This is a genomic window from Pseudomonas sp. KBW05 (assembly GCF_003852405.1).
Lineage (GTDB): Bacteria > Pseudomonadota > Gammaproteobacteria > Pseudomonadales > Pseudomonadaceae > Aquipseudomonas.
Window position 1 is genome coordinate 20685 of the sequence record NZ_QAJM01000043.1, and the last position, 24357, is coordinate 45041.

General features: G+C 62.5%; 19 protein-coding genes. 4 read left to right on the forward strand and 15 right to left on the reverse strand.

Annotation, left to right across the window (positions count from 1 at the left end):
- The first annotated feature begins 28 nt into the window (after positions 1 to 28).
- A complete protein-coding gene (locus DBR46_RS27630; protein ID WP_177414133.1) occupies positions 29 to 1063 on the forward strand; it encodes an acyltransferase family protein in 1035 nt (344 codons plus the stop codon).
- A gap of 264 nt (positions 1064 to 1327) precedes the next feature.
- Here DBR46_RS27630 and DBR46_RS27635 read toward each other — a convergent pair whose 3' ends face one another.
- From DBR46_RS27635 to DBR46_RS27665, 7 genes are all read right to left on the reverse strand, one after another.
- Positions 1328 to 3691, reverse strand: coding sequence for a TonB-dependent siderophore receptor (locus DBR46_RS27635; protein WP_124529261.1), 2364 nt, complete (start codon positions 3689 to 3691; stop codon positions 1328 to 1330).
- Positions 3692 to 3818: 127 nt separating this feature from the next.
- Positions 3819 to 4769, reverse strand: coding sequence for a FecR domain-containing protein (locus DBR46_RS27640; RefSeq protein WP_124529226.1), 951 nt, complete (start codon positions 4767 to 4769; stop codon positions 3819 to 3821).
- Complete coding sequence (locus tag DBR46_RS27645) at positions 4766 to 5281, reverse strand: sigma-70 family RNA polymerase sigma factor (RefSeq protein ID WP_124529228.1); 516 nt, start codon at positions 5279 to 5281, stop codon at positions 4766 to 4768. The genes DBR46_RS27640 and DBR46_RS27645 overlap by 4 nt, the downstream gene beginning before the upstream one ends.
- A gap of 100 nt (positions 5282 to 5381) precedes the next feature.
- On the reverse strand, positions 5382 to 5957 hold the full coding sequence (locus DBR46_RS27650) for a DUF4174 domain-containing protein (protein WP_124529230.1): 576 nt from the start codon (positions 5955 to 5957) through the stop codon (positions 5382 to 5384).
- A gap of 165 nt (positions 5958 to 6122) precedes the next feature.
- The gene (locus tag DBR46_RS27655) at positions 6123 to 6755 is read right to left on the reverse strand and encodes a glutathione S-transferase N-terminal domain-containing protein (protein ID WP_124529232.1); all 633 of its coding nucleotides are present in this window, start codon (positions 6753 to 6755) and stop codon (positions 6123 to 6125) included.
- A gap of 12 nt (positions 6756 to 6767) precedes the next feature.
- Positions 6768 to 7346 carry a GNAT family N-acetyltransferase gene (locus DBR46_RS27660; RefSeq protein WP_124529234.1) on the reverse strand — a complete coding sequence of 193 codons (579 nt, stop codon included), beginning with the start codon at positions 7344 to 7346 and terminating at the stop codon, positions 6768 to 6770.
- A gap of 68 nt (positions 7347 to 7414) precedes the next feature.
- Entirely contained in the window at positions 7415 to 9772 is a 2358-nt protein-coding gene (locus DBR46_RS27665; RefSeq protein WP_124529236.1) for a DNA polymerase II, read from the reverse strand.
- Positions 9773 to 9953: 181 nt separating this feature from the next.
- On the opposite strand from DBR46_RS27665, the gene DBR46_RS27670 reads away from it, so the two are divergent.
- Positions 9954 to 12179, forward strand: coding sequence for a TonB-dependent siderophore receptor (locus DBR46_RS27670; protein ID WP_124529238.1), 2226 nt, complete (start codon positions 9954 to 9956; stop codon positions 12177 to 12179).
- 179 nt (positions 12180 to 12358) lie between these two features.
- Here DBR46_RS27670 and DBR46_RS27675 read toward each other — a convergent pair whose 3' ends face one another.
- From DBR46_RS27675 to DBR46_RS27685, 3 genes are all read right to left on the reverse strand, one after another.
- Complete coding sequence (locus DBR46_RS27675; protein WP_256659408.1) at positions 12359 to 14761, reverse strand: TonB-dependent siderophore receptor; 2403 nt, start codon at positions 14759 to 14761, stop codon at positions 12359 to 12361.
- A gap of 99 nt (positions 14762 to 14860) precedes the next feature.
- On the reverse strand, positions 14861 to 15835 hold the full coding sequence (locus DBR46_RS27680) for a FecR family protein (RefSeq protein ID WP_124529242.1): 975 nt from the start codon (positions 15833 to 15835) through the stop codon (positions 14861 to 14863).
- Entirely contained in the window at positions 15832 to 16344 is a 513-nt protein-coding gene (locus tag DBR46_RS27685; RefSeq protein WP_124529244.1) for a sigma-70 family RNA polymerase sigma factor, read from the reverse strand. Before DBR46_RS27685 ends, DBR46_RS27680 begins: the two co-directional genes overlap by 4 nt.
- A 149-nt stretch (positions 16345 to 16493) precedes the next feature.
- Here DBR46_RS27685 and DBR46_RS27690 point away from each other — a divergent pair, with 149 nt between their 5' ends.
- Positions 16494 to 17081 carry a hypothetical protein gene (locus tag DBR46_RS27690; protein ID WP_124529246.1) on the forward strand — a complete coding sequence of 196 codons (588 nt, stop codon included), beginning with the start codon at positions 16494 to 16496 and terminating at the stop codon, positions 17079 to 17081.
- A gap of 40 nt (positions 17082 to 17121) precedes the next feature.
- On the opposite strand, the gene DBR46_RS27695 is transcribed toward DBR46_RS27690, so the two are convergent.
- The 4 genes from DBR46_RS27695 to DBR46_RS27710 all read right to left on the reverse strand — a co-directional run bounded on the left by DBR46_RS27695 (position 17122) and on the right by DBR46_RS27710 (position 21751).
- Positions 17122 to 17589, reverse strand: coding sequence for an SRPBCC family protein (locus DBR46_RS27695; RefSeq protein WP_124529248.1), 468 nt, complete (start codon positions 17587 to 17589; stop codon positions 17122 to 17124).
- A gap of 80 nt (positions 17590 to 17669) precedes the next feature.
- A complete protein-coding gene (locus DBR46_RS27700) occupies positions 17670 to 20168 on the reverse strand; it encodes a TonB-dependent receptor (protein ID WP_124529250.1) in 2499 nt (832 codons plus the stop codon).
- A 99-nt stretch (positions 20169 to 20267) separates the two neighbouring features.
- Positions 20268 to 21218, reverse strand: coding sequence for a FecR domain-containing protein (locus DBR46_RS27705; RefSeq protein ID WP_124529251.1), 951 nt, complete (start codon positions 21216 to 21218; stop codon positions 20268 to 20270).
- Between the two features lie 2 nt (positions 21219 to 21220).
- The gene (locus DBR46_RS27710; RefSeq protein ID WP_124529253.1) at positions 21221 to 21751 is read right to left on the reverse strand and encodes a sigma-70 family RNA polymerase sigma factor; all 531 of its coding nucleotides are present in this window, start codon (positions 21749 to 21751) and stop codon (positions 21221 to 21223) included.
- Positions 21752 to 21887: 136 nt separating this feature from the next.
- Here DBR46_RS27710 and DBR46_RS27715 point away from each other — a divergent pair, with 136 nt between their 5' ends.
- Positions 21888 to 22289, forward strand: coding sequence for a GFA family protein (locus DBR46_RS27715; protein ID WP_124529254.1), 402 nt, complete (start codon positions 21888 to 21890; stop codon positions 22287 to 22289).
- 1 nt (position 22290) lies between these two features.
- Here the strand turns inward: DBR46_RS27715 and mrdA are convergent, their stop codons facing one another.
- Positions 22291 to 24183 (reverse strand): penicillin-binding protein 2, encoded by a 1893-nt coding sequence (gene mrdA / locus DBR46_RS27720; protein ID WP_124529257.1) that lies wholly within the window; start codon positions 24181 to 24183, stop codon positions 22291 to 22293.
- Positions 24184 to 24357 lie beyond the last annotated feature (174 nt).

Sequence of the window (24357 nt, forward strand, 5' to 3'; positions counted from 1 at the left end):
AGGTCGAGTGAAACATCGCTGGATTCAAATGGATATCGCCAAAGGCATCGGCATCCTGGTGATCGTGTATGCCCACAGCTGGTTTGTGGCCACGTCCCCGGACCTGCTGTACCCGATCCTGGCGTCGTTCATCCTGCCGCTGTTCTTCTTTTTGTCCGGCGTGCTGTTCAAGCCGGAACAGCCGTTTGGCGAGATGGCCGTGCGCAAGGCCGACGGCCTGCTCAAGCCGTTTTTCTTCACCATGCTGGTCTACGTGATCGTGCGCGATGTGCTGCGCGGGCAACCGCTGCTGCCGGATATCGGTGGCGTGCTGTACGCCTCGGTGGACACCATCCCGTGGCAGGCGCTGTGGTTTCTGCCGCATTTCTGGGTGGCGATCCTGTTCAGCTGGTGCGTGCTGCGCCTGATCCAACGCCTGCCGCTGGCGCTGAGTTGTGGGCTGACAGCGCTGATTCTGGTGGTGGGCACCTGGATCCTGCCGTGGTTCTGGCAACTGCCGGTGACCGTTGGCGAACGCACCTGGGTGCTGCCCGGTTTGCCGTTCAGCCTGGACGTCACGCTGATCAGCGGCGCGTGTTTCATCCTCGGCTACCTGCTGCGCGACTGGCTGCGCCGGCATGAGGGTTCACTGCTGACGCTGGTGATTTCGGTGGTGCTGTTTGCGGCGGTGTTTCTCTGGCGGGGCGACACCATGGACCTGGCGCAACGGCGCTATGACCACTGGTTGTGGACCAGCCTGCTGGCGGTGATTGGCATGTACCTGTGCTGGGCGTTGGCGCGGGTGCTCATGGTCTCGGCGCTGCTGACGCGGGCGATGACCTACATTGGCCAGTCGACGTTGATCCTGTTGATCTTCCATGGCGAGATCCAGCACAAGACCTTCGACCTGATGGAGCGCCTGGGGCTGCCTGCGTTTGTGGCGGCGTGCGTTGGCTTGGTGGTGGCGGTGGTGGCGCCGTTGCTGATTGGGGAAGTGATCAAGCGGGTGGCGTTCTTGCGGTTTTTCTACTTTCCGTTTCCGGTGCGCAAGAAAACTGAAACGCAAGCGCCAGCACGCAACTGAAGCAAATGTGGGAGCGGGCTTGCTCGCGAAAGCGGTGTGCCAGTCAAAGATGTTCTAACTGAGCCACCGCATTCGCGGGCAAGCCAGCTCCCACAGGAGGGCGGCGGTGTGGCCAGATTCCCAGTCTGGCGCAAATCCAAATGTGGGAGCTGGCTTGCCTGCGATAGCGGTGGGCCAGTCAAAGATGTTCTAACTGAGCCACCGCATTCGCGAGCAAGCCCGCTCCCACATAAGCTCACTCTGACTTGGGGTTAGGCGCTCAGATCAGAAATCGTATTTGACGCCTGTCATCACGTTGCGCGGAGCGCCATACATGCCGTGGTTGCCGGCATAGCTCAGGTACTCGCGATCAAACAGGTTGTTGAGGTTCACCGAGGCACTCAGCTTGGGCGTCACGTCATAACGCACCAGCAGGTTGGTCACCGCATAGCTGCCCTGGCTGAAGGTATGCAGGTCTTCGCCGACCTTGCTTTGCCAGTTCACCCCGCCGCCAACGGTGAACTTATCCAGCGCGCCCGGCAGGCGGTAAGTGGTGAAAGTCTTCAGGCTCTGGCGCGGCAAGGTAGTGACGATGCGGTTGTCGTCGGCATCGGTGCTGACGGCGTAGGCGTAGCCCGCGGAGGCTTGCCAGCCTTCGGCCAATTCACCGTTGAGCTCCAACTCGACGCCTTCGGTCGTGGTGCCCTTCTCGTTGCGGTAGGTGTCGCCGCCCGGGGTGTCGATCCAGATCGCCAGGTTGTCCTGTTCCAGCTTGAACAGCGCCAGGCTGGTGTTGAGTTTCTCGTCGAAGAAGCTGCCCTTGAGCCCCACTTCGTAGCCCTTGCCTTCCATCGGCGGCAGAGCCTTGTTGTTGATGTCATGCACGCCCATGGCCTGGGGGTTGAAGATCTTCGTGTAGCTGGCGTAGGCCGACCAGTTGTCGGTGAGGTCGTACACCACCCCGGCGTAGGGGATGTAGACGCCGGTTTCGGATTCGTCGGTGCGGGTCTCGGTGCCGCCGTATGGGCTGGTGACGGTGTCACGTTTCCAGTCGATCACCCGGCTGCCGAGGATCAGGCTGAGGTCATCGGTGACCCGCAGGCGGGTGCTGAGGTAAGCGGCGTACTGGCTTTCATCCACCGAGGATTTGCCGGTGACGTCGAACGCCGGTTTCGCCGAGTTACCGTCCCAATTGAACAGGTTGTCGATGGCGCCCGCCGGCGAGCCGGAATAGGCGTAGTTCCAGCCACCGTAGCTCGGCACGCTCTCGCGGTATTTGGACAGGGTCACGCCGGCGATCAGCTCGTGCTCGCGACCGAGCAGGTTGAACGGGCCGGTGGCGTACAGGTCGAGGTTGTCCTGGCGCGGCGTGCCGGAGAAGCGCACCGGCAGTTGGGTGGTGCCGCTGCCATCGCGGTTGAGGCTGCCGTTGACGTAGTTGAAGATTTCGTCGAACTGGTTTTCGGTGTGGGTGAATTCGGCCTTGGCGCTCCAGCCGCTGTCGAACTTCTGTTCGATGGCGGTGAAGAAACTGGTCTGCTCATGGTCGTTGTAGGACCACGACGGCGCGGTGTTCAGCGAACGGCTGAGGTTGCTGCGCGCGCCGTCGGTAAAGCGCGTGGGCAGCCCGGAGCGGGCCGGCGCGTCGACGTCGGTGCGCAGGTAGCTGAAGCCCATCGTCAGCAGGGTGTCTTCGGTCAGGTCGAACTCGGTGATGCCGTAGAGCAGTTGGCTTTCCTGCTTGTAGCGGTCGATCCAGGAACGTTCGGTCTTGTAGTCTGCCACCAGGCGCCCGCGCACGTTGCCGCTTTCGGTCAGTGGCCCGGACACGTCAAGGCCGGTGCCGTAACGGTCCCAGTTGCCCGCCTCGGCGGTCACGCTGGCACGGGCCTCGGCGGTCGGGCGCTTGCGGATCAGGTTGATGGTGGCCGCCGGGTTGCCCATGCCGCTGATCAGGCCGGTGGCGCCGCGCACAATCTCGACGCGGTCGTACATGGCCATGCTTTGGGTGTAGTTGTCCATGCGCGTGGCGGTGGGCACGCCGTCGATCTCGAAGTTCTGGATCTGGAAACCACGGGAGAAATAGCCATCGCTTTCCGAGCCCTTGCCATCACGCAGCACGATAATGCCGGGGGTGGCGTCGAGGGTGTCGCTGAGGTTGATCAGACGCTGGTCGTCGAGGCGCTGGCGTGTCATCACGGTGAGCGATTGCGGGGTTTCCCGTGGGGTCAGGTTCAGGCGCGTCGAGCTGCTGGACGATTGCGTGGTGTAGGAACCGGTGCCCTCGGTGGTCGAACCCGGCGCCTTGCCGGAGATGGACACGGTGCTCAGTTGCAAGGCGCCGCCCGCCGGGCGTGGTTCCAGCGAATAGTTATTGCCGCTGCCACGCACGGCTTGCAGGTCGCTGCTGCTGAGCAGGATTGCCAGGCCGCTGTCCAGGTCATGGCGCCCATGCAGGCCGGGGCTGGTCTTGCCGTCGGTGAGCGCCGCCGGGTAGGACAGCAGGATCTGGCTGGCCTGGCCGAACCGGTTGAGTGCGCCGGCCAGCGAACCAGCCGGGATGTCGAAGTCGATCTGCGGCGCGGCCTGCACCCAGGCCGACGCCAGCAGCAACGGCGTGGCGAGCGTGAGCGTGGCGATGCCTTGCATGACCGCAAGGGCCAGTGATGTTTTCAACGTTGTGCGTGGCTGCATGCCTGTTTCCCCAGTGAAGGTAGTGTCTGGGAATACAAGTCTCGTGAGATCGGCAAACGGCTCACTTTGCCGCAAAATAAATTCACACGAGGTGCTGGCGCGGCTTGAGGGTGACCCAGAACCGCGTGAAATGCTGCACATCCAATTGCAGGGTCTGCGCCAGGGCGGCGAGGATGCGGTCGGTGTCGGCCAGCGGGTAGGTGCCCGACACCCGCAGGCCGCGCACCGCCGGATCACAGGCCAAGCGCCCGCGCCGATAGCGGCTCAATTCTTCAAGGAAGTCCTCCAGGCGCATGCCCTGGGCGACGATCATGCCGCCGAGCCAGGCCAGCTCGCCGTCCCGTTGTGGGCGACGGGCGAGCACGGTGTGGGCATCGAAGCTGATCAGTTCGCTGGGCTGCAACACCAGGCTGCGCGACGGGATCTGCACCGACAATGCGCCCTGGTCTGCGCCCAGCTGGGTGAAGCCGTCACGCTGACGCACGCTGAAACGTCCGCTGACCGCGCGGGTCAGGCCTTCGGCGGTCTGCACCCACAGCGGGCGGCTGTCGGCGGGGTTGGGGTCCACCAGGATTTCGCCGCGCAACAGGTGGATCTGGCGCCGCTCATGGGTGTATTGCACGTCGATGGCGCTGTCGGTGTTCAGTTGCACCTGGGTGTTGTCCGCCAGATCGATGCGCCAGCGCTCGCCGACGGTGGTGCTGTAGTCGCTGGTCCAGTGTTGCAGCAGTTCGCTGTCTTTGGCGCTCCACGCCGTGGCGCCCGCCACCATCAGCACGGCGAGGTGCTTGACCACCTGGCGACGAGACAAGGCCGGCCGCAATGCAGCGCTGACCAGGGCCTGATGCGCCGGCGCGCGCACGTCTTGCATGCGCTGGAAAAAGCGTTGGGAATGCTGCCAGGCCAGTTCGTGGGCCGGGTCTTGTTCGCGCCAGCGCTGGCATTGCGCACGGGTTTGCTCACTGACGTCGGGCGCCTGCAATTCCAGTTGCCAATGCATCGCCTGCTCGGCGGCTTCCAGGGACAGCGTCATGGTTGCTGGCTGTCCAGCAGGATGCATTGCGCGCCGGCCTTGATGATGTAGCGCTTGACCGTGGCGATGCTGGCGCCGAGGCGCTCGGCAATCTCGCCATGGCTGAGGCCGTCGAGCTGCGACCAGAGGAACGCCTGGCGCACCGGCAAGGCCAGGCGGCTTAGCACTTCGTCGAGGGCGGTGAGGGTTTCCAGCAGGATCCATTGGGTTTCGGCGCTGGGGGCGGATTCTTCCGGCAACAGGGCCAGGGCCTGCAAGTAGGCGCGCTCCAGCTTTTGCCGACGGAAGTGGTTGGACAGCACGCTCTGCGCCACCTTCGCCAGAAAACTGCGCGGTGCCTGCACCTCGATCGCCTGATTCTTCGCCAGCAGCCGCAGGAAGGTGTCCTGGGCCAGGTCCGCGGCACTCTGCGAGCAATTCAGGCGACGCCACAGCCATTGCTGCAACCAACGGTGTTGCTGCTGGTACAGGGTGGCCAGGTCAGTAGGGCTTACCGCAGGAGTCGAAGACATGGGAGGCGCGCACAAAGAATGATGCGCAAATGATAACGGTTATCATATGTTTCGCAAGGTGTCTGCGGTAGGAGCCGGGGGAGCCGGCTCCTGGTGTGGATCAATCGTCCAGTTGTTGCGGCGCAGGCTTGCTGCCGGCCTTGGCCGGTTTGGCGCCTTTGGCGGGCGCGGGGGCCGCCGGCTCGGGTTCTGCGGCGGCGGCGGTTTCTTTTTCCGCCATGGGCATCTGGTCGATGGTGCTGAAGAATTCCTTCAGGTCGAGGGTATCCGGTGGCACGGTCTTCTCGAGTTTCTTCTCGCCATCCTTACCCACCAGGATGACCTTGGTGCCGCTACCGGCACCCAGCTTGAGGGCGCGGATCAGTGCATTGGTTTCTGGCGGCGTGAGTTTTTTGTTGTCCTTCGCGTCCTTGGCGAACTTCTCCCCTTCGGCGCCGATGCTGCCGAACTTCACGGTGTAGAACACCATGTTGCGTTCTTCGAACGCTTGCTTGTTGGCAGGCTCGTCAAGTTGCTTCTTGAGTGTCGTCAAAGTGGCGTTACCGGAATCAAGCTCCACCACTACCAGCGGACGGGCTTTGCCCACATCCTGCTTGAGTGGGTTGGTATCATCAGCGGCCAACAGCGGCCCCGTAAAAACCATCAAGGTAGCCAGGGTCAGCGACCGGATGAGCATGCGCACCTCCTTCTAATTCCATGCAGGGTTCTTGAGTTTCATGTCTGCGACAGTCAAATTCAAGGATGATTCCTACACCACTTTAAGAAAGCGTAGGTCAGGACGCCCGCTACGCAAGGGGTTGAGGCGCTTGCGCGGTGATTGTTTCCACTGATTGCGGAAACATCAGGTGACGTTCCACTGCGGCCAATGCCGGGCAAACACGGGCGCTACCACGGGATCGGCGTCCACCTGCGCCAGGCTCTGAGCAAAGCCCGGGGCCAGGCCGTTCAATGCCTCCCGCGACTCATCCCAGCGCGACACCGCCGCCGCCATCAGGCCCAGTGCATTCGGCGTGTCATTGGGGCCGAACAACTGCCCGGCAAACTGATCGGCAAACACCACCCAGGCCTGATGCAAGTAGCGCCGCGTGCCGGTGACCAGTTGCGCCTGCACGGTTTCATTGACGTTGCCGAGCCAGCGTTGCGGGTAGTCGATGATGCCGATGGCCGAGTAGCAATTGGCGGCGATGTACACCAGGCCGCGGATGATCTGCGCGCGGTTGCCGGCCAGCAGGTCGGCGGCGGGAAACTCCAGGCCGAGGTGGATCAGGATCGCCGCGCTTTCTGTCAGTACCTGGCCATCGGGCGTGAGCAACGTGGGCACTTGCTTGAGCGGGTTGATGCGCGCCAGTTCGTCACTGCCGGCGCCCTCGGCCCATGACGCGGCGTCGATCCGGCGCCAGGGCACCGCGCAACGTTGCAGGGCGATTTCGATCATGCACGAGCCGGATTCGTCTATGCCGTAGAGCGTGTACATGTGCCTGGTCTCCTAGCGTTGCAGTTTGGCCTGCAAGTGCACTTTCACCTGCGGCCATTCCGAGTCGATGATGCTGAAGCGCACCGAATTGCGCTTGCGCCCGTCGGGCATGATGCGTTCGTGGCGCACAATGCCTTCTTGCACGGCGCCCAGGCGCAGGATCGCGGCGCGGGATTTTTCGTTGAGTTCGTCGGTGGTGAATTGCACGCGCACGCAGTCGAGGACTTCAAAAGCGTAGGTCAGCAGGAGCAGTTTGGCTTCGGTGTTGATCGCGCTTTTTTGCGTGGATTGCGCCAGCCAGGTGTGGCCGATTTCCAGCTTGCGGTTGACCCGATCGACCTTCCAGAACCGCGTGCTGCCGACCACCTGGCCGCTGTCGCGGCGCACGATGGTGAACGGGATCACCGTGCCCGCGTCACGTCCGGCCAGCGCCGTGTCGATGTATTTTTCGACGGTATCGGGGCCGGGCACATTGGTGACCTTGAGGTTCCACAACTCGCCATCGGCGGCGGCGTCGAGCAAGGCGCTGGCATGTTGCGGTAGCAGGGGCTGGAGTTCGACCGTGGTGCCGGTCAGGGTGAGCTGGGTCATGGTGGCTGCGCCGTCGGGTGGTCGTCAGCGGCCAGAGTGCAGGTTCGCAGCGCGTCGAATCAAGCGTTTTAAAACAGGCCCATCTGCCCGCCGACCAGAGTGCCGAAATCGTCATTCACAAACGGCAGGATCGCATCGGCCACCGGCTGCAATTGCCGGGTGACGTAGTGGTCGTAGTCGATGGGCGCCTGGCGGGTTTCCAGGGGTTCCGGCCCGTTGACCGTGATCACGTAGCTGATCCAGCCACCGCGCTGGTACTGGCGCGGGCGCCCGAGGCGGTCGTTGTAGTCGTCCGCCAGGCGCGCGGCGCGCACGTGGGGCGGGACGTTGCGTTCGTAGTCGTCCAGCTGGCGGCGCAGGCGCTTGCGGTAGATCAGCAACTCGTCGAATTCGCCACTCAAGGTGCGCTGCACGTAGTCACGGATGTAATCCTGGTGCGGCTGGCGATGGAAGATGCGCTGGTAGAGTTCCTGCTGGAACTGGCGGGCCAGGGGCGACCAGTCGCTGCGCACGGTTTCCAGGCCTTTGTAGACCATTTCTTCGCGGCCATCGCTGTGCGTGACCAGGCCGGCGTAGCGTTTTTTGCTGCCCTCCTCCGCGCCGCGAATGGTCGGCATGAGGAAGCGGCTGAAGTGGGTTTCGTATTGCAGTTCCAGCGCGCTTTGCAGGCCGAACTCGCTGCGCAGGTGCTCGCGCCACCAGTCGTTGACGTGCTGCACCAAGGCGCGGCCGATGCGCCCGGCGTCCTCCTGGGAATGCTTGCTGCCGAGCCAGACGAAGGTGGAGTCGGTGTCGCCGTAGATCACCTCAAAGCCCTGGGCTTCGACCAGGGCGCGGGTCTGGCGCATGATCTGGTGCCCGCGCATGGTGATGGACGACGCCAGCCGCGTGTCGAAGAAGCGGCAACCGCTGGAGCCGAGCACGCCGTAGAAGGCGTTCATGATGATTTTCAGCGCCTGGGACAACGGCGCGTTGTGTTCGCGCTTGGCTTCTTCGCGGCCCTCGGACACCCGCGCGACGATGGCTGGCAAGCAATGCCGGGTGCGCGAGAAACGCGCACCGCGAAAGCCTTCGACCGACTGGCTGTCGTCGGGGTACTTGAGGCCTTCGATCAGGCCCACTGGGTCGATCAGGAAGCTGCGGATGATCGACGGGTAGAGGCTTTTGTAGTCGAGCACCAGCACCGATTCGTAGAGGCCGGGGCGCGAGTCCATGACAAATCCGCCGGGGCTGGCCTGGGGCGGTTTGTCCCCCAGGTTCGGCGCGACAAAGCCCTGGCGGTGCATCAGCGGCATGTACAGATGGGTGAACGCGGCGACCGAGCCGCCATTGCGGTCCGCCGGCAAGCCGGTGACGCTGGCGCGTTCCAGCAGGAAGGTGAGCAGTTCGGTCTTGGCGAAAATCCGCGTGACCAGTTCACAGTCCTTGAGGTTGTAGCGCGCCAGGGCGGGTTTGTCCTCGGCGAACATGCGGTTGATTTCGTCCATGCGCTGGTATGGCGTGGAGATGTCCTTGCCTTCGCCGAGCAGGGTTTGCGCGACGTTTTCCAGGCTGAAGGATTCAAAGCTCCATGTCGCCGAACGCAGGCCCTCGATACCGTCGATGATCAAGCGCCCCGCCGCTGCGGCGAAGTAGTGGTTGCGGCTGCCGTGTTCGCGCCAGGTCATGGCTTCGCCGCCACGCCCGAGCAGCAGCGGCACGTTGAGGCGCTGGGCGTGTTCGTGGAGCACGCGCAGGTCGAACTGCACCACGTTCCAGCCGATGATCGCATCGGGATCAAAGGTGGCCAGCCAGTGGTTGAGGCGTTCGAGCAGTTGGGCGCGGGTGTCGCAGTAGTCGAGCTTGAAGTCCACCGCCGTGGTTTGGTTCGGCGGGCCGAGCATGTACACCTGACGCTCGCCGCAGCCTTCGAGGGCGATGGAATAGAGCTCGCCCTTGGCGGTGGTCTCGATGTCCAGGGACACCAGTTTGAGCGCTGGGCGGTAGTCGGGCGCGGGTTTCATCTGCGCATCCATCAACACACCGTTGGCATCGGGCGTACCGCCAAACCACACGGGCGCGGTGATGAAGCGTTCCATCATGTAGCGCTCGGGCGGGCGCACGTCGCCTTCGTAGACGTCGACACCGGCGGCGCGCAGGCGTTTTTCCACGTCCATCGCCTGGCGGTGCTGGCGGGTGTAGAGGCCCAGGACCTTGCGGTGATGGAAGTCCAACAGTTCCAGCGGGCGCAGTTCGATCTCGCGCTCGCCCTTGAGCAGCCAGTCGAGCGGCTTGCGGTGGGCTTCGGGGATGAACATCACCGAGGTCTGCACGGGGAGGCGCACAAGCCTGGGGCCTTGGTCGGTGGCCAGCCAGAAGCTGACCTCCGTGCCCGCCGGGGTGTCGCGCCAATGCCGGGTCAGGACAAAACCCTGCTGTAAATCCACCGTACCGCACCTCAGGAATCGCTTTCAGGGCGTGATTCTACTCGGCTATGTGCGCACGCAGACCGCGAAAGTAAATATTTGTTGCGTGACGTTAATAACAATCACTATCATTCGCACCGGAGTCGTATCCGCGCAGCGAGGACGCGCAACATTTGTTGCCCTTTTCCTCACTGGATCGCCCATGCCCTTCCCTATTCCGTTTCGTCCGACCCTGCTCGCCCTGTGCTGCTCCCTGAGCATCACTGCTCATGCCGCCACCCCAGCCACCCCGCAGGATGCGAACAACCGTCAGGACGGCAATACCCTGGAATTGGGCGCCACCAACATCAGCGCCGACGCACCCGCGCCAAGCGCCCTGCCCCCGGTGTACGCCGGCGGCCAGGTGGCACGCGGTGGCCAGTTGGGGGTGCTGGGCAACCAGGACATCATGGACGTGCCGTTCAGCATGTCCTCCTATACCGAGAAACTGATTCGCGACCAGCAGGCCGAAACCGTCGGCGATGTGCTGCTCAATGACTCATCCGTGCGCCAGGCGTCGGGGTATGCCAATCAGGCGCAGACCTTCATGATTCGCGGCTTGCCCCTGAACGGCGACGATATGTCCTACAACGGTCTGTACGGCATCCTGCCGCGCCAGATCATCTCAACCGACGCCCTGGAACGGGTTGAAGTGTTCAAGGGCCCGAATGCCTTTATCAACGGCGTGAGCCCCACCGGTTCGGGGATTGGCGGCGGCGTGAACCTGCAACCCAAGCGCGCCGATGATCTGCCGTTGCGCCGTTTCAGCAGCGACATCAGCAGCGATGGTCGGGTGGGCGAGCACTTGGACATTGGCCAGCGTTTTGGTGAAGACCATCAGTTTGGCGCACGGGTGAACCTGTCCCAGCGCGAAGGCGATACCGGCATCGATGATGAAAACCAGCGTTCGAAGCTGTTTGCGGTTGGCCTGGACTACCGTGGCGATGCGCTGCGTTTGTCCGGCGACTTTGTGTACCAGAAGGAGCATATCAACGGCGGGCGCAACTCGGTGTTCACCGGCACCGCCACCCACATCCCGGATGCGCCTTCGGCCGACACCAACTACGCGCCGAGCTGGAGCAGTACCAACCTGGAAGACACCCTGGGCATGCTGCGTGCCGAGTACGACCTGAGCGACAACTGGACGGCGTACGCGGCAGGCGGGGTCAAGCACACCCGCGAGATGGGGCGTTACTCGTCGGTGACCCTGACCGACAACCTCGGCAACGCCACCGCCAGCGGCTCGACCATTGCCCACGAAGAAGACAACAGCAGCCTGATGACGGGCCTCAATGGCAAGTTCCAGACCGGCGCGGTGAGCCATCGTCTCAACTTCGGCCTGGCCGGGACCTGGACCCAGGCGCGCAACGCCTATGTGTTTGCCAGCGGCAAGACCATCACCAATATCTACAACCCGGTGACCGGCGCGCCACCGGCCTTGAACAACCCACGCAACACCCCGGGCACCGACTTCAGCGACCCGGAAATCACCGCCAAGACCTTTGTGCGCAGCGCGGCCGTTTCGGACACCTTTGGCTTCTTCGATGACCGCCTGTTACTGACCGTTGGCGCGCGTCGCCAGCAGATGGTGGTGCAGGGCTACAACTACGCGAGCGGCACGCGCACGGCGAACTACGACGAGTCGATCACCACGCCGGTCTACGGCCTGGTGTTCAAGCCGTGGGAGCATGTGTCGGTGTACGCCAACCGCATCGAAGGGTTGGCGCAGGGGCCGACGTCGCCGCTGAAATTGGGTGAAAGGACGATCATTGGCGGCGGCCAAGCCTATGCGCCAGCGCGCTCCAAGCAGATTGAAGCAGGTGTGAAGGTGGACATGGGCACCTACGGCGCCACGCTGGGTGTTTACCGTATCGAGCAGCCTGGGGCCGGTTACTCCGAAGTCGTCGATGCGACCACTGCGCGCTACGTGCGCGAAGGCTTGCAAATCAACAAGGGCGTGGAGCTCAACGTGTTCGGCGAACCGGTCAGCGGCCTGCGTTTGCTCGGCGGTGTGACAGTGATGAAGACCGAGCTCAAGGACACGCAAAATGGCGCCAATGACGGCAACCGTGCGATCGGCGTGCCTTCGTTCCAGCTCAACGCTGGGGTGGATTGGGATGTACCGGGCCTGCAAGGCGTAAGCCTCAACGGGCGCATGCTGCGCACCGGCGGGCAGTACGCTGATGCGGCCAACAACCTCAGCCTGCCGGCGTGGAACCGCTTCGATGTGGGTGCGCGCTACAACTTCAAGGTGGCGCAGCGTGATGTCACCGTCGGCGCCACGGTAGAAAACGTCGCCAATGCCAAGTACTGGGAATCGGCGCAAGGTGGATTCCTGAGCCAGGGTGATCCGCGGGTGGCCAAGTTGTCTGCGTCGGTGGATTTCTAAAGGCCACCGCGTAAGTTGAAAGAGTAAAAGCAACTGTGGCGAGGGAGCTTGCTCCCGCTGGACTGCGCAGCAGTCCCAGCTTTTTGAATAAAAAGCGGGGCCGCTTCGCGGCCCAGCGGGAGCAAGCTCCCTCGCCACAAAAAGCCCCCTCACCACAGTAAGTTCCCTTGCCGCAGTGGTTACCAGTCGTAGGACACTTCTACTGATGCAGTGCGTTCTTGTCCGTAGTAGCAACCAAACGCGTAGTTGCACGCCGACACGTACTCACGATCAAACACGTTCTGCACGTTCAGGCTGGCTTCTGCGCCTTTAAGGGTGGGGCTGACACGGCCGAGGTCGTAGTTGATGGTGGTGTCATACACCACAAACGACGGTGTCTTGAAGGTGTTGGCCGAGTTGCCGTATTTCTTGCCGGTATAGCGCGCGCCGCCGCCCACGGTCAGGCCGGCCAAGGCGTCGCCGGCAAAGTGGTAATCGACCCAGGTGCTGGCGGTCCAAGGCGCCTGCGATTCGTTGCGGTTGCCCTCCTCGCCGTAGTTGCTCTTGGTGTAGAACGAGTCCAGGTAGGACACGGCGCCGATCCACTCCACCTGCCCCACACGCGCCTTGCCTTCGAACTCCACGCCCCGTGAGCGCACTTCGCCGGCTTGCAGCTGGTATTCCTGATACTCCAGGTCACCGGTCAGCACGTTTTTCTGCTTGATCTGGAACACCGACAGCGTAAACAACGCGCTGTCGTTGGGTTGGTATTTGATCCCCGCTTCGTACTGCTCGCCCTCCACCGGTTTGAACGGCGAACCACCGCGCTGCGGCGCCTCGCTGCCAATGGTGGGGAAGAACGATTCGGCGTAGCTGACGTAGGGCGCCAGGCCGAAGTCGGTGAGATAGGTCAGGCCGATGCGGCGGGTGAGTTTCTTGTCTTTGTGGCCTTCGGTGCTGTTGGCCAGCAGGTCGCGGTTTTCCACTTCGGCCCAGTCTTCGCGCAGGCCAACGGTGAGGATAAAGCGGTCCAGCTTGATCTGGTCCTGGGCGTACACACCGGTCTGCTTGATGGTGTTGTCCCACTTGGTGGTCAGCGTGGGCTGGCTGAGGGTGTGGTAGTTGGTGGGGTTGTACAGGTCGATGATTTCCACGCCGTACAGGTTGTAGCCCTGGTACTTGCGGGTGAACTGGCGGTAATCGACGCCGGTGAGCAAGGTGTGGTCGAGGGCGCCGGTGGCGAACTTGAATTGCAGGTTGTTATCGAGGGTGTAAGCCGAATTGTGCTGGTTCCAGTCGAGCTTGGTGCGGGTGGCGCGGGTGTCGTCGATGCTGTTGTCGGCGCGGCGTACGAAACCGCCCAGGTAGAAGCCCTTGTAGCGGTCGTTGACGTCGGTGTAGCGCGCGGTCTGGCGGTATTCGAGGTTGTCGCTGAAGGCGTGGGTGAAGTCGTAGCCCAGCACGTATTGATCGCGGATGTAGTTGTTCCAGTCCGAGTCGCCGAGAAAGGTGTTGCGGTCGATGCGCTTGCCTTGAGAGTTGCGGTACAGCGTGCCGATGGCCGGCAGCGCCTGGTAGTCGGCCAGGGATTTGTCGCGCTGCAGCTGGGCGTAGACAGTCAGCGCAGTGTCGTCATTCGGTGCCCAGGTCAGGCTGGGGGCGAGCAAGGTTCGGCTGTCGGTGGCGTGATCGACCATCTCGTTGCCGTCGCGGGCCAAGGCGATCAGGCGGTAGCTGAGGGTTTTCGCCTCGTCGATCGGGCCGCTGAAATCCAGCGCGCCGTTGACCCGTTCGTAGCTGCCCACGCCGAATTTGACCTGGTGCCGGGCTTCGGTGGTGGGCCGCTTGGAGACCATGTTGATCATCCCGCCCGGCTGGTTCTGCCCATACAGCACCGAGGCCGGGCCCTTGAGCACTTCGATGCGCTCCAGGGTGTAGGGGTCGATCTGCGGCGCGCCGCCGAGGCTGCCGGCGTACGGCAGGTAGGCGCCGTCGAGGTAGAGCAAGGTGGGGGCGAAACCACGGCTGGCGACTTCATCGGCGATGGTGTTGCGGTCGGTGTAGCCGTTGGTGTCGACGCCCGGCGTGTAGCGCAGGGCCTGGGTCAGGTTGCGCGAGCCTTGCACGGCGATCTGGTCGGCGGTGACCACGTTAACGGTCTGCGGGATTTCCATGATCGGCGTGTCGGTCTTGGTGGCGGTGCCGCTGCGGGTGGCGACGTAACCGTCCACCGGGCCCCAGGCATTTTCCGCCAACTGCCCGGTGATGTTGGTGGGGCCCAGGTTCAGGGCTCCGCCTTCAGGCAGCAGGTACAGGCTCCACGTGCCGTTCTCGGTGATGATCAAGCCCAACCCGCTGCCGGCCAACGCTTGCTGCACGGCCTGCTCGGCGGTGAACTGGCCGTGGACGGCCGCCGCGCGGCGCCCTTGCAGCAGAGCCGGGTTGACGGACAACGTGCGCCCGCTCTCGCGGGACAGGCGGCTGAGGCTGTCGCCCAGGGCGGCAGCGGGCAGATCGAAAGCGTGGGTGTTGTCCTGGGCCACGGCGGGTTGGCCGATAACGGCCAGGGCCATGGCCAAGGTCAGCAGGCTGGGACGGATCATCTGGGGTGCCATAAGGGGTGGATACTCGTGGTCAGGTTGACGTTCTCTAACCCTGACTCGCGAGATCCATGATCCCCTCATGCCGAGTGAGTTTTTTCGTTATTGCACGTCGATCAGTGTCAACCACGGGCCGTAGCGACGGATACGCAGCGGGAAGGTCTGCGCGAGGGATTGCAGGGTTTGCTCGGCATCGTCCAACGGGTACACCCCATACACCCGCAACGCTGCTGCTTGCGGGCTGATGCGCAGGACGCCACGGCCATAAGGGCGTAGCGCATCGATCAGCAGGCCCAGCGGTTCGTCGCGAATATCGACCCGGCCGTCGCGCCAATCCACGCGCCCGGCCATGCTCAATGCCACGGGGCGCACGGCGCTGGCGTTGAACCAGGCGGCCTGCCCCGCCTCAACCCGCCGTTGGCTGCCGCCAGCGGTGGTGATTTGCACGCTGTGCAACTGCACCGACGCCAGGCTGCCGGCGGACGCCTGGCTGACCATGAACTGCGTGCCCAGGGCCTGGACCTCGCCCTCGGCGGTGGTGATCACGAACGGGCGGTTGGCGTCGGCGGCAACGTCAGCAAACACCTGGCCTTCGCGCAGGCGCACCACGCGCCGCTGGGCGGTGAATTGAATGTCTACCGAGCTGCGCGCGTTGAGGCTCAGGCGGCTGCCGTCGGCCAGCTCGAATGTCCGGCGCTCGCCGGTGCCGGTACGCAGGTCGGCCCACAAGCCATTGAGCGGCTGGTTGCGATCCACAATCGCCGCGCCGCTGGCGCCGAAGACCAGCAGGGCCAAACCACTGCGCAGGACGCTGCGGCGCGAGGGGGAATCAGGGGTCATCAAGGCCTTGGAGGCCGCGCGCAGTTGACCAGGGCTGTGGGCTTCGACGCGATGCAGATCGGCAATCGGTTGCTGCAACAGGCTGCCGACCTGCTGCCAGGCCGCCGCGTGCTGCGGGTTGGCGTGCAGCCAGGTGTCGAAGGCTTGGCGCACATCCGGGTCTTCGCCGCTCGCCTCCAGGCGCAGCAGCCAATCGACGGCGGCGCGGGTGGTGCTGTCGACGTTTGGGCGGGTCATGTCAGGTCTGCCGATTCGGCCAGGCAATGCAGGAAAGCGCGGCGCAGGTCGCGCTCGACGGTGGCCAGGGACACGTCCAGTTGCTGGGCGATCATCGGTTGGGTCAGGCCTTCGAGGCGGCTGAGGATGAAGATCTGCCGCACCCGGGCCGGCAGGCCGTTGAGCAGGCGGTCGATGCTTTCCAGGGCTTCACGCACGACAGCGAGGTCTTCTTCGGACGGTGTGTAGCACTCGGGCAACAGCGCCAGGCTGTCGAGGTAGCTTTGCTCCAGGCGTTTGCGCCGCCAGAAGCTGAACAGCAAACGCCGCGCCACGGTACTCAGGAATGCCCGGGGTTCGTCGAGCTGGGTGAGCTGGCGCGCATCCAGCAGGCGAATGAAGGTGTCTTGCGTGAGGTCTGCCGCATCCTGAGGGCACTTCAATTGACGGTACAACCACGCGCGCAGCCAGCGATGGTTGTCGTCATAGAGCGTAGCCAACAAGACTTTGGGATCAGTAGGTAGGGACACGCAAGCTGCCAGGCGTTAATGATAATTCATCTCATTATCTGCGGAGGCTATGGCGTATTGCAATCGCTAAAACACCTGGGCGGTTGCGCGGTTGTGGATCCGCGACCCTCCACTAGACTCAGGGCTCCTCAAACATGGAAGTCCTTTCAATGAAACTATCTCGCTCGCTGCGCCAAGCCATTGCCCTGGTCACGTTGCTGTCGGCCGGCAACCTCGCCGCCTACGCTGCCGACATCCCGCTGTCCAAATCCCTTGAAGCCGACGAGGTGACCACCAAGGTGCTGGGGGTGGATGCCGACAAGCACCAAGTGGTGCTCGAAGGTGCCGAGGGCAACCCCGTGCACGTGCAACTCAGTGATCAAGCCAAGGACCTGGGCAACCTCAAGGTCGGCGACCAGGTCAAGGTATTGACCACCCACTCGGTCGCGGCGGTGCTGGACACCGACGTGGATAAAAGCGCCCCGGATGCCAGCGAAAAGACCGGTGTGATTCGTGCGACCGCCGACAACCCCAACCCGGGCGGTGCGGCTTTCCGCCAGGTGCAGGTGCAGTTGAAGATCACCCATATCGACCTGAAGAAAAACCAGGTCACCCTGGAAAACCCTGCTGGCGTGACAAAAGTGTTGAACGTGGAGAAACCGCAGGTCCGCGCCGGGCTGAAAGACCTCAAGGTCGGGCAAAGCGTGCTGGTGACCTTCACCGATACCCTGGAAATCACCACGGCCCACGAAGGCTGAACATCATAAGGGTGGGCATCAGTGATGATGCCCGTTTGGCTCAGGCGCGACGGGCTTGGCCGAGATAGGTTTCGATATTGCCCATTTGCTCATCCCAGCCCCGCGAATTCATCTTGAAGGCTTTCTGACGACGGGCCTCGGGGATGTTGTCGAACCCGGATTCAACCACCCGTAGCAAAATGCCCGGTGCGCGATCCTCGATAGTGAATTCCACAAGGGTCGGTGTTTCCTTGTCGTAATCGACCCCCTCCTCCACCGCAAAAGGGTGCCACCAGAAAGAGAACAACGTTTGCGGCAGGATGCGTTCGATCCTCGCCTTCCAGATCACATGCTCGTAACCGGGATAAGTGATCGGCGCCTCGACGGTTTCGCCCGCGACAAAGCTCTGGCCCTTGAGGGCAATGCCAAACCAGCGGCCGAATTGCTCGGCATCGACAAGGGCTTCCCACACCTGTTTACGTGAAGCATTGAGCAGGACTTTTCGTTCTATTCGATCCAATACGTGCATAAGTCACCTCCTCCATTGAAGGTAGGCGACATCAACCAATGCGCAACCTTTTCGGTCACGCATTGGTGTTGCTACTTATCTCAGAACTTCCATTTGGCGTTGACCATCGCATTGCGCGGCTCGCCGTAGGAGCCCGAGTTGAACGTGCCCATGCCGTCGTAGTACTTCTTGTCGAACAGGTTGTTGACGTTCAGTCCCACGGACAGATGCTCGTCCACCTGATAGTTGGCCAGCAGTCCGACCACGGCGAAGGGGTCCTGTACCGCCTTGTAGTACGGCCCGGTGTAGTTGATCTGCGTGGTGGCGTACATCTCGCTTTGCCAGGTGACATTACCGCCCACGGTCAGGCGATCCAGGGCGCCCGGCAGGCGGTAGGTGGTACCGAACTTGAACAGGTTGATCGGCTGGTTGACCTGTACGCGTTCACCGTCCTTGGCGTGGGATTCGCGGTAGGTGTAGCCGCCGAATACGTTCCAGCCTGCGGCCACCTCACCGGAAATCTCGGTCTCGATGCCGCGCGTGGTGGTGCCGGCGATGGCTTTGTAGACGGTCTTGCCAGTGGCATCGTTGCCCGAATCGGCAGCGGTGTTCTTTTGCTCGATGTCGAACAGGGCGATGCTCGCGTTCAGCGCACCGTCGAAGAATTCGCCCTTGAGGCCGATCTCGTAGTTGTCCCCTTCAAGCGGGGCCAGCGAGCCGCCGCTGGCGGTTTTGTAGAACGTCTGCGGCAGGAAGATGCTGGTGTAGCTGGCGTAGACCGAGTAGGTGTCGTTCAGGTCGTAGATGATGCCGGCGTATGGCGTCACGACACCGGTCTTCTTGGTTTTATCGGTGTTTTTCGAGTAGGGCACGTATTGCGTCACCTCATCGAGTTGCTTCCACCAACTGAGGCGGGTGCCGAGAATGAGGGTCAGCGGGTCGATCGGTTTCAAACGCAGCGCGCCATACACGCCGGTCTGTTGCAGGGTGGTCACTGCGCCCCCGACTTCGTTGTAGGAACGGCGCCCATACTGCCGGCCATCCCAGGTGAAGATGTTGTCCACGTCGCCATAGTCATTGTCTTGGCCGGCCAGGGTGCTGCTGTAGTTGGGAAAGTTCAGGTGGGTACGCGACGTGCTCGCACCCACTACCAACTCGTGCTCACGGCCACCCAACTGGAACGGGCCGTTGGCATACACGTCAAGCATGTCCTGGGTCTGGTAGCTGTCGAGACGGTAGATGAATGCCCCGGCACCTTGGCCGGTGACCGGGTCCGGATAGCCGCCACTGGCGGAAGCGCCCTGCCCTTTGCGGTAGGAATACTGATGGCTGTAGGCGGTCTTCAGGCTCCAGTCATTGTCGAGTTTATGGTCCAGCATGCTGGTGAAGGTGTAGCTGGTGTTGTCCATGTAGCTGGAACGTGTAGCCGGGTTGAAGGAGCGGGAAAAATTGGTCTGGCGGCCATTGTTGTAGAACAACGGGATATGGCCGTAGCTGGTGCCGTTGGCGTCGTTGTTCTGGTAATCCAGGCTGGTGCGCAGGGTGGTGGTGTCATTCAGGTCGATATCGAGCGCGCCATACATGACACGCTTGTCTTGCTTGTACCAATCCACGAAGGATTTCTGCTTCTGGTACGCCGCGACAAAGCGCCCGCGCACATTGCCGGTGTCGGTCAGCGGGCCGGACACATCGACTTCGGAGCGGTAACGGTCCCACGCGCCGGCCTCTCCCGAGAGGTGGGCCTGGAAGTCTTTGGTCGGGCGCTTGCGCACCAGGTTGATGGTGGCCGACGGCGTGCCTGCGCCGCTCATCAAACCGGTAGCACCGCGTACGACTTCGACACGGTCGTAGAGGGCCATGTCGGAAAGTGGGCCGATATATTGCTGGGATTCATTGGCGATTTGCGACGGGACGCCGTCGTACTGGAAGTTCTGGATCTCGAAGCCGCGGGAGTAGAAGGAGTAGCGCTCGCTGTCACGATGGTTGCTGCTGATGCCGGGGGTGAAGGTCAGCACCTCGCTGAGGGTGGACAGGTGCTGGTCATCCATCAGTTGGCGGGTGACCACACTGACCGACTGCGGCGTTTCGCGCAGGGACAGAGGTAACTTTGTCGCAGTACTGGTCGCTCCGGTGGTGTAGGAACCTGTGCTCTCGGTGGTCAGACCTAAACCTTCGGCGTTGATACTGGTGGCGCCGAGGGTCAAGGCACTGCCGCTGGCCTGGGGCGCCAAGCGGTAACTGCCATCACTGTTGACGGCGATGGCCAGGTTGCTGCCGGCCAGCAGCCGGGAGAAACCTTGCTCGACGCTATACGTGCCCTCCAGGCCTGCGCTTTGCTTGCCGGCAGTGAGACCGGAATCGAACGACAACACCACGCCCGCCTCGCTGGCAAAACGGCTCAACACCGAACCCAGGGGGCCGGGCGCAATGGCGAACGCCTGTTGCTGGCTGGCCGCCATTGCACTGGAGCCGCTCGCCAGCAAGGGGGCCAGCAGCCCGGCCTGCACCATCAGCGACACGCCAAGCAACGCGACCTGCAAAGGCTTTTTGCGAAATGAGCGAAGCGGTTGATTGGCGACTGAGGTTTGCCCTGCGCGCATGTTGACTCCTGAGGGTTCGAAACAAATGAAGGGGGTTTGCAGGAGGAGTCGAACGAGGGGCGGCAAATCGACAATGGGTGTTGAGAATTATTTTCGATTTCAGGCGCGCGGGACCAATGTCGTCCAATAGCGAGTACGTGACGCTAGGCGCACCGGCAGCGCGTAGGTCAGGGCGTTGAGGGTCAGGTCGATATCGTCCAGGGAGTACGCACCGGAGACCGGCAGGTGGGCGATTTCCGTGGCGCATCCCAGGTAGCCAGGGCGGTACCGTGCCAACTCGGCCACCAGGCGGTCCAGCCGCCAATTGTCGACGATCAGCCGCCCCTGCGCCCAGGCGCCTGTTCCGGGGTCGTTTGGCCGCAGGGCGAGCATGCGTTGGGTATCGAAGGTGACGGTCTGGCCGGCGGTGACCACCGTCTCTGCCGGATCTGTGCTCAGACGTACCGCCACCGCGTGCTGCAATACGCTCATCGCCGTGAAGTCGTCGAACTGGCGCACGTCAAAGCGCGTGCCCAACGCACGCATCTCCCCGTGGGCACTGCGCACCCGAAACGGCCGAGGATCGGGGGCGGTTTCCACGAGGATTTCTCCGGCACGCAAAATCAGCAAACGTTGTTCGGCGGTGTAGTGGATATCCACGGCACTGGCGGTGTTGAGGGACAGTTGGGTGCCATCGTCCAGGCGCAGGCTGTGGCGCTCGCCGGTGGTGGTGTGTTGATCGGCCATCCATTGCGGTGCCTGCCGATAGCCGGACCAACCGATGGCGCTCACGCCGGCACCGATCACCACGCCCTTGAGCAATGCGCGGCGCCCCAGTCTCAGGGACTGGTCGGCGGCGACGTCCAGCACATTGACGGCGACTGCACCCGGCAGGCATTGGAGTTGGCTGCGCAGGGCTTCTACGCGCTGCCAGGCCCATTGGTTCAGCGCGCTTTCGTCGCGCCAGGTGAGCCACGCCACGTGCAACTGGGGATCACCGGGCTCGGCGGCCAAACGGGCGACCCAGTGGGCGGCCGCGCTGAGGGCCTGATGTTGCGGATCGCGGGCCACCGTCAATGCTCCAGGGCGAAGATCAGGCAATGCTCGGTGGCGTTGGCAATGTATTTGGTCACTGAACTCACCGACACCTGTAGCTGTTCGGCGATTTCCTTGTAAGGCATCCCCTGCAACTGCGAGAGCAAGAAGGCGCGTTTGGCCTTGTACCCAAGGCCATCGAGCATGGCGTCCAGGCGTTGCAGGGTTTCGATGACCAGTAACCGCTCTTCTGGAGAAATGGCATAAGCCTGGGGTTGTTCGGCCAAGGCCTGGAGATAGGCCTGCTCAAGGGCTTTGCGACGGAAACTGTCGATCATCACGCGCTTGGCAATCGTCACCAGAAAATGCCGCGGCTCTTTCAACTCAGCGGCCAAAGGCTGGGTGCGCTCAGCCAGCAACAAACGGATAAAGGTGTCTTGGGCCAGGTCTGCGGCCTGATGGGAACAGCCCAGGCGCGCACGCAGCCAGCTCACCAACCAGCGGTGGTGGTCACCGTAGAGTTGGCCAACAGGTTCGTGAGGGGAATGAGGCACAGCAGACGAAGGCATAATAATATTGCGCGCGAATGAGAACGCTTCGCAATTTAGACCAATGCCGGAATAAGGGCAATGATTTGTATCACTGGTGATGCGCAGCGCGGCGGCGAACGGTAGATTGCTCCCCTCCCCTTTGAGGTGAAGCACCATGACTCAACAGCTCCATGGAAGTTGTGCCTGCAAGGCCGTGCAGTATCAGGTGGACAGCCTGGATATGCCCATCAGCCTCTGCCATTGCCAGAGCTGTCGCAAGGTCCACGCAGCGGCGTTCGTTGCGACTGCCGGTGTGATGCGCGAGCACTTCCGCTGGACCCAGGGTGAAGCGCTGTTATCGTCGTATGAATCTTCGCCGGGTAAGTTCAGGCATTTCTGCTCGCGCTGCGGATCACATCTGATGGCCGAGCGTGGGCATCAACCCCATGTGATTGTACGGGTAGCGACGTTGGATGATGACCCGGGCATGCGCCCCACTTCGCATATCTGGACCGCCCACGATGTGCCATGGCTGGCACATGAGGACGTAGAACAGTGGGCCGAATGGAAAGTGTGAGTCAGACGTGCGGGTCGCCGGGGGCTTTGGCCGGCGTCGCGTATTGAGGCTTCAGGTGGCCGTCCTGGTCGAGTAGCCAGGCATCCATGATCTGTCGCACCACAGGGCCGGCAACCCGGCCACCCGCCTCGCCGTTTTCGATCATCACCGAGATCACGATTTTCGGGTGTTCGGCGGGTGCGAAGCCGACGAACAAAGCGTTGTCGCGATGGCGTTCCAGGGTCTTGTTACGGTTGTAACGCTCGCCCTGCTTGATCGCCACCACTTGTGCCGTACCACTCTTGCCGGCAATCCGGTATTGCGCGCCTTGTGCCGCGGCGCGGGCGATACCGCGCGGGTCGTGCATCACCAGTTGCATGCCGTGGTTGACTTGCTCCCAGTCACGCGGGTCCTTGAGGACCACGTTAGGCATCGGGTTTTCGTCCACTGGCGCCACGCCGTTGATGGTCTTGGCCAGGTGCGGGCGATTCCACACACCTTTGTTGGCAATCAACGCGGTGGCCTGGGCCAGTTGCAGTGGGGTGACCTGCATATAACCCTGGCCGATGCCAAGGATCACGGTTTCGCCGGGGAACCAGGGCTGGCGACGTGTGGCGCGCTTCCAGGATTGGGATGGCATCAGGCCGGCGGATTCCTCGAACATGTCGAGGGAGACTTTCTGGCCAAGGCCGAATTCAGCCAGGTAATCGTGCAGGCGGTCGATGCCGAGCTTGTGCGCCAGGTCGTAGAAGTAGGTGTCATTGGAACGCATGATGGCAGCGTCCATGTCCACCCAACCGTCGCCGCTGTGGTTCCAGTTGCGGTATTTGTGGTCGAAGTCGGGCAGTTGGTAGTAGCCGGGGTCGAACACGCGGGTCTGGGCGGTGACAACACCGCTGTCGAGTCCGGCGATGGCCACCTCCGGCTTGATCGTCGACCCCGGCGCATAGAGCCCGCGCAGTACGCGGTTGAAGAGCGGCCGGTCGATGGAATCGTGCAGTGCGGCGTATTCCTTGAAGCTGATGCCGGTGACGAACATGTTCGGATCAAAGCTCGGCTTGCTGACCATGGCCAGTACTTCGCCGGTCTGTGGGTCGAGGGCGACCACCGAACCACGACGATCACCCAAGGCTTCCTCAGCGGCTTCCTGGAGGTGGATGTCGAGGCTGAGCACGATGTTTTTGCCGGGGATTGGATCGGTGTGCTTCAGCACGCGCAGGACACGGCCCTGGGCGTTGGTCTCGACTTCCTCATAACCGACGTGGCCGTGGAGTTCGGATTCGTAGAAACGCTCGATACCAGTCTTGCCAATGGACTGTGTGCCGCGGTACTCCACCGAGTCGAGGGACTTGGATTCCTTTTCGTTGATCCGGCCAACGTAGCCGATGGAGTGGGCGAAGTGCGCGCCTAACGGATAGTGGCGAACGAACTGCGGCTCGACGTCTACGCCGGGCAAACGGAATTCGTTCACGGCCAGCACGGCGATCTGTTCTTCGGTCAACTCGTAGAACAAGGTGACGGGGACGAAGGGGTGGCGTGCCTGCTTCAGCGCTTTGTCGAACACGGCGCGGTCTTCGGCCGGCAGATGCAGCAGGTTGACGATGGCGTCCAGCTCACCCTTGAGATCAGTGGTACGCTCGCGGGTGATGGTCAGGTTGTAGCTGGGGCGGTTGTCGGCCAGCACTACGCCGTTACGGTCATAGATCAAGCCGCGCGTCGGCGTGATGGGCAGGACGTGTACGCGGTTGTTTTCAGAAATCGTGGAGTGATAGTCGAACTGTACGACCTGCAGGAAGTACATGCGGCCTACCAGGGCGCACGTGATGCCAATCACCAACAGTGCGCAGGCGAGCAGGCGCTTGTTGACCAGGCGGTTTTCTTTTTCGTGATCTTTGATCGGTATGGCTTCAGGCATTTCTACAGCATCTCGTTGAAGAAGGGCGACGCCGCGTCCTGCGGGTGAAAGATCAGTCCTTGTGAAAATGTGCTGCACCATACCAAAAATGCAGAAACACTTTGTATTGATTTCCCCAACGGTATGCTCAGGAGCATGTCGATGCTTGGCGGACTTTTCTCGCGCCCAAAACAA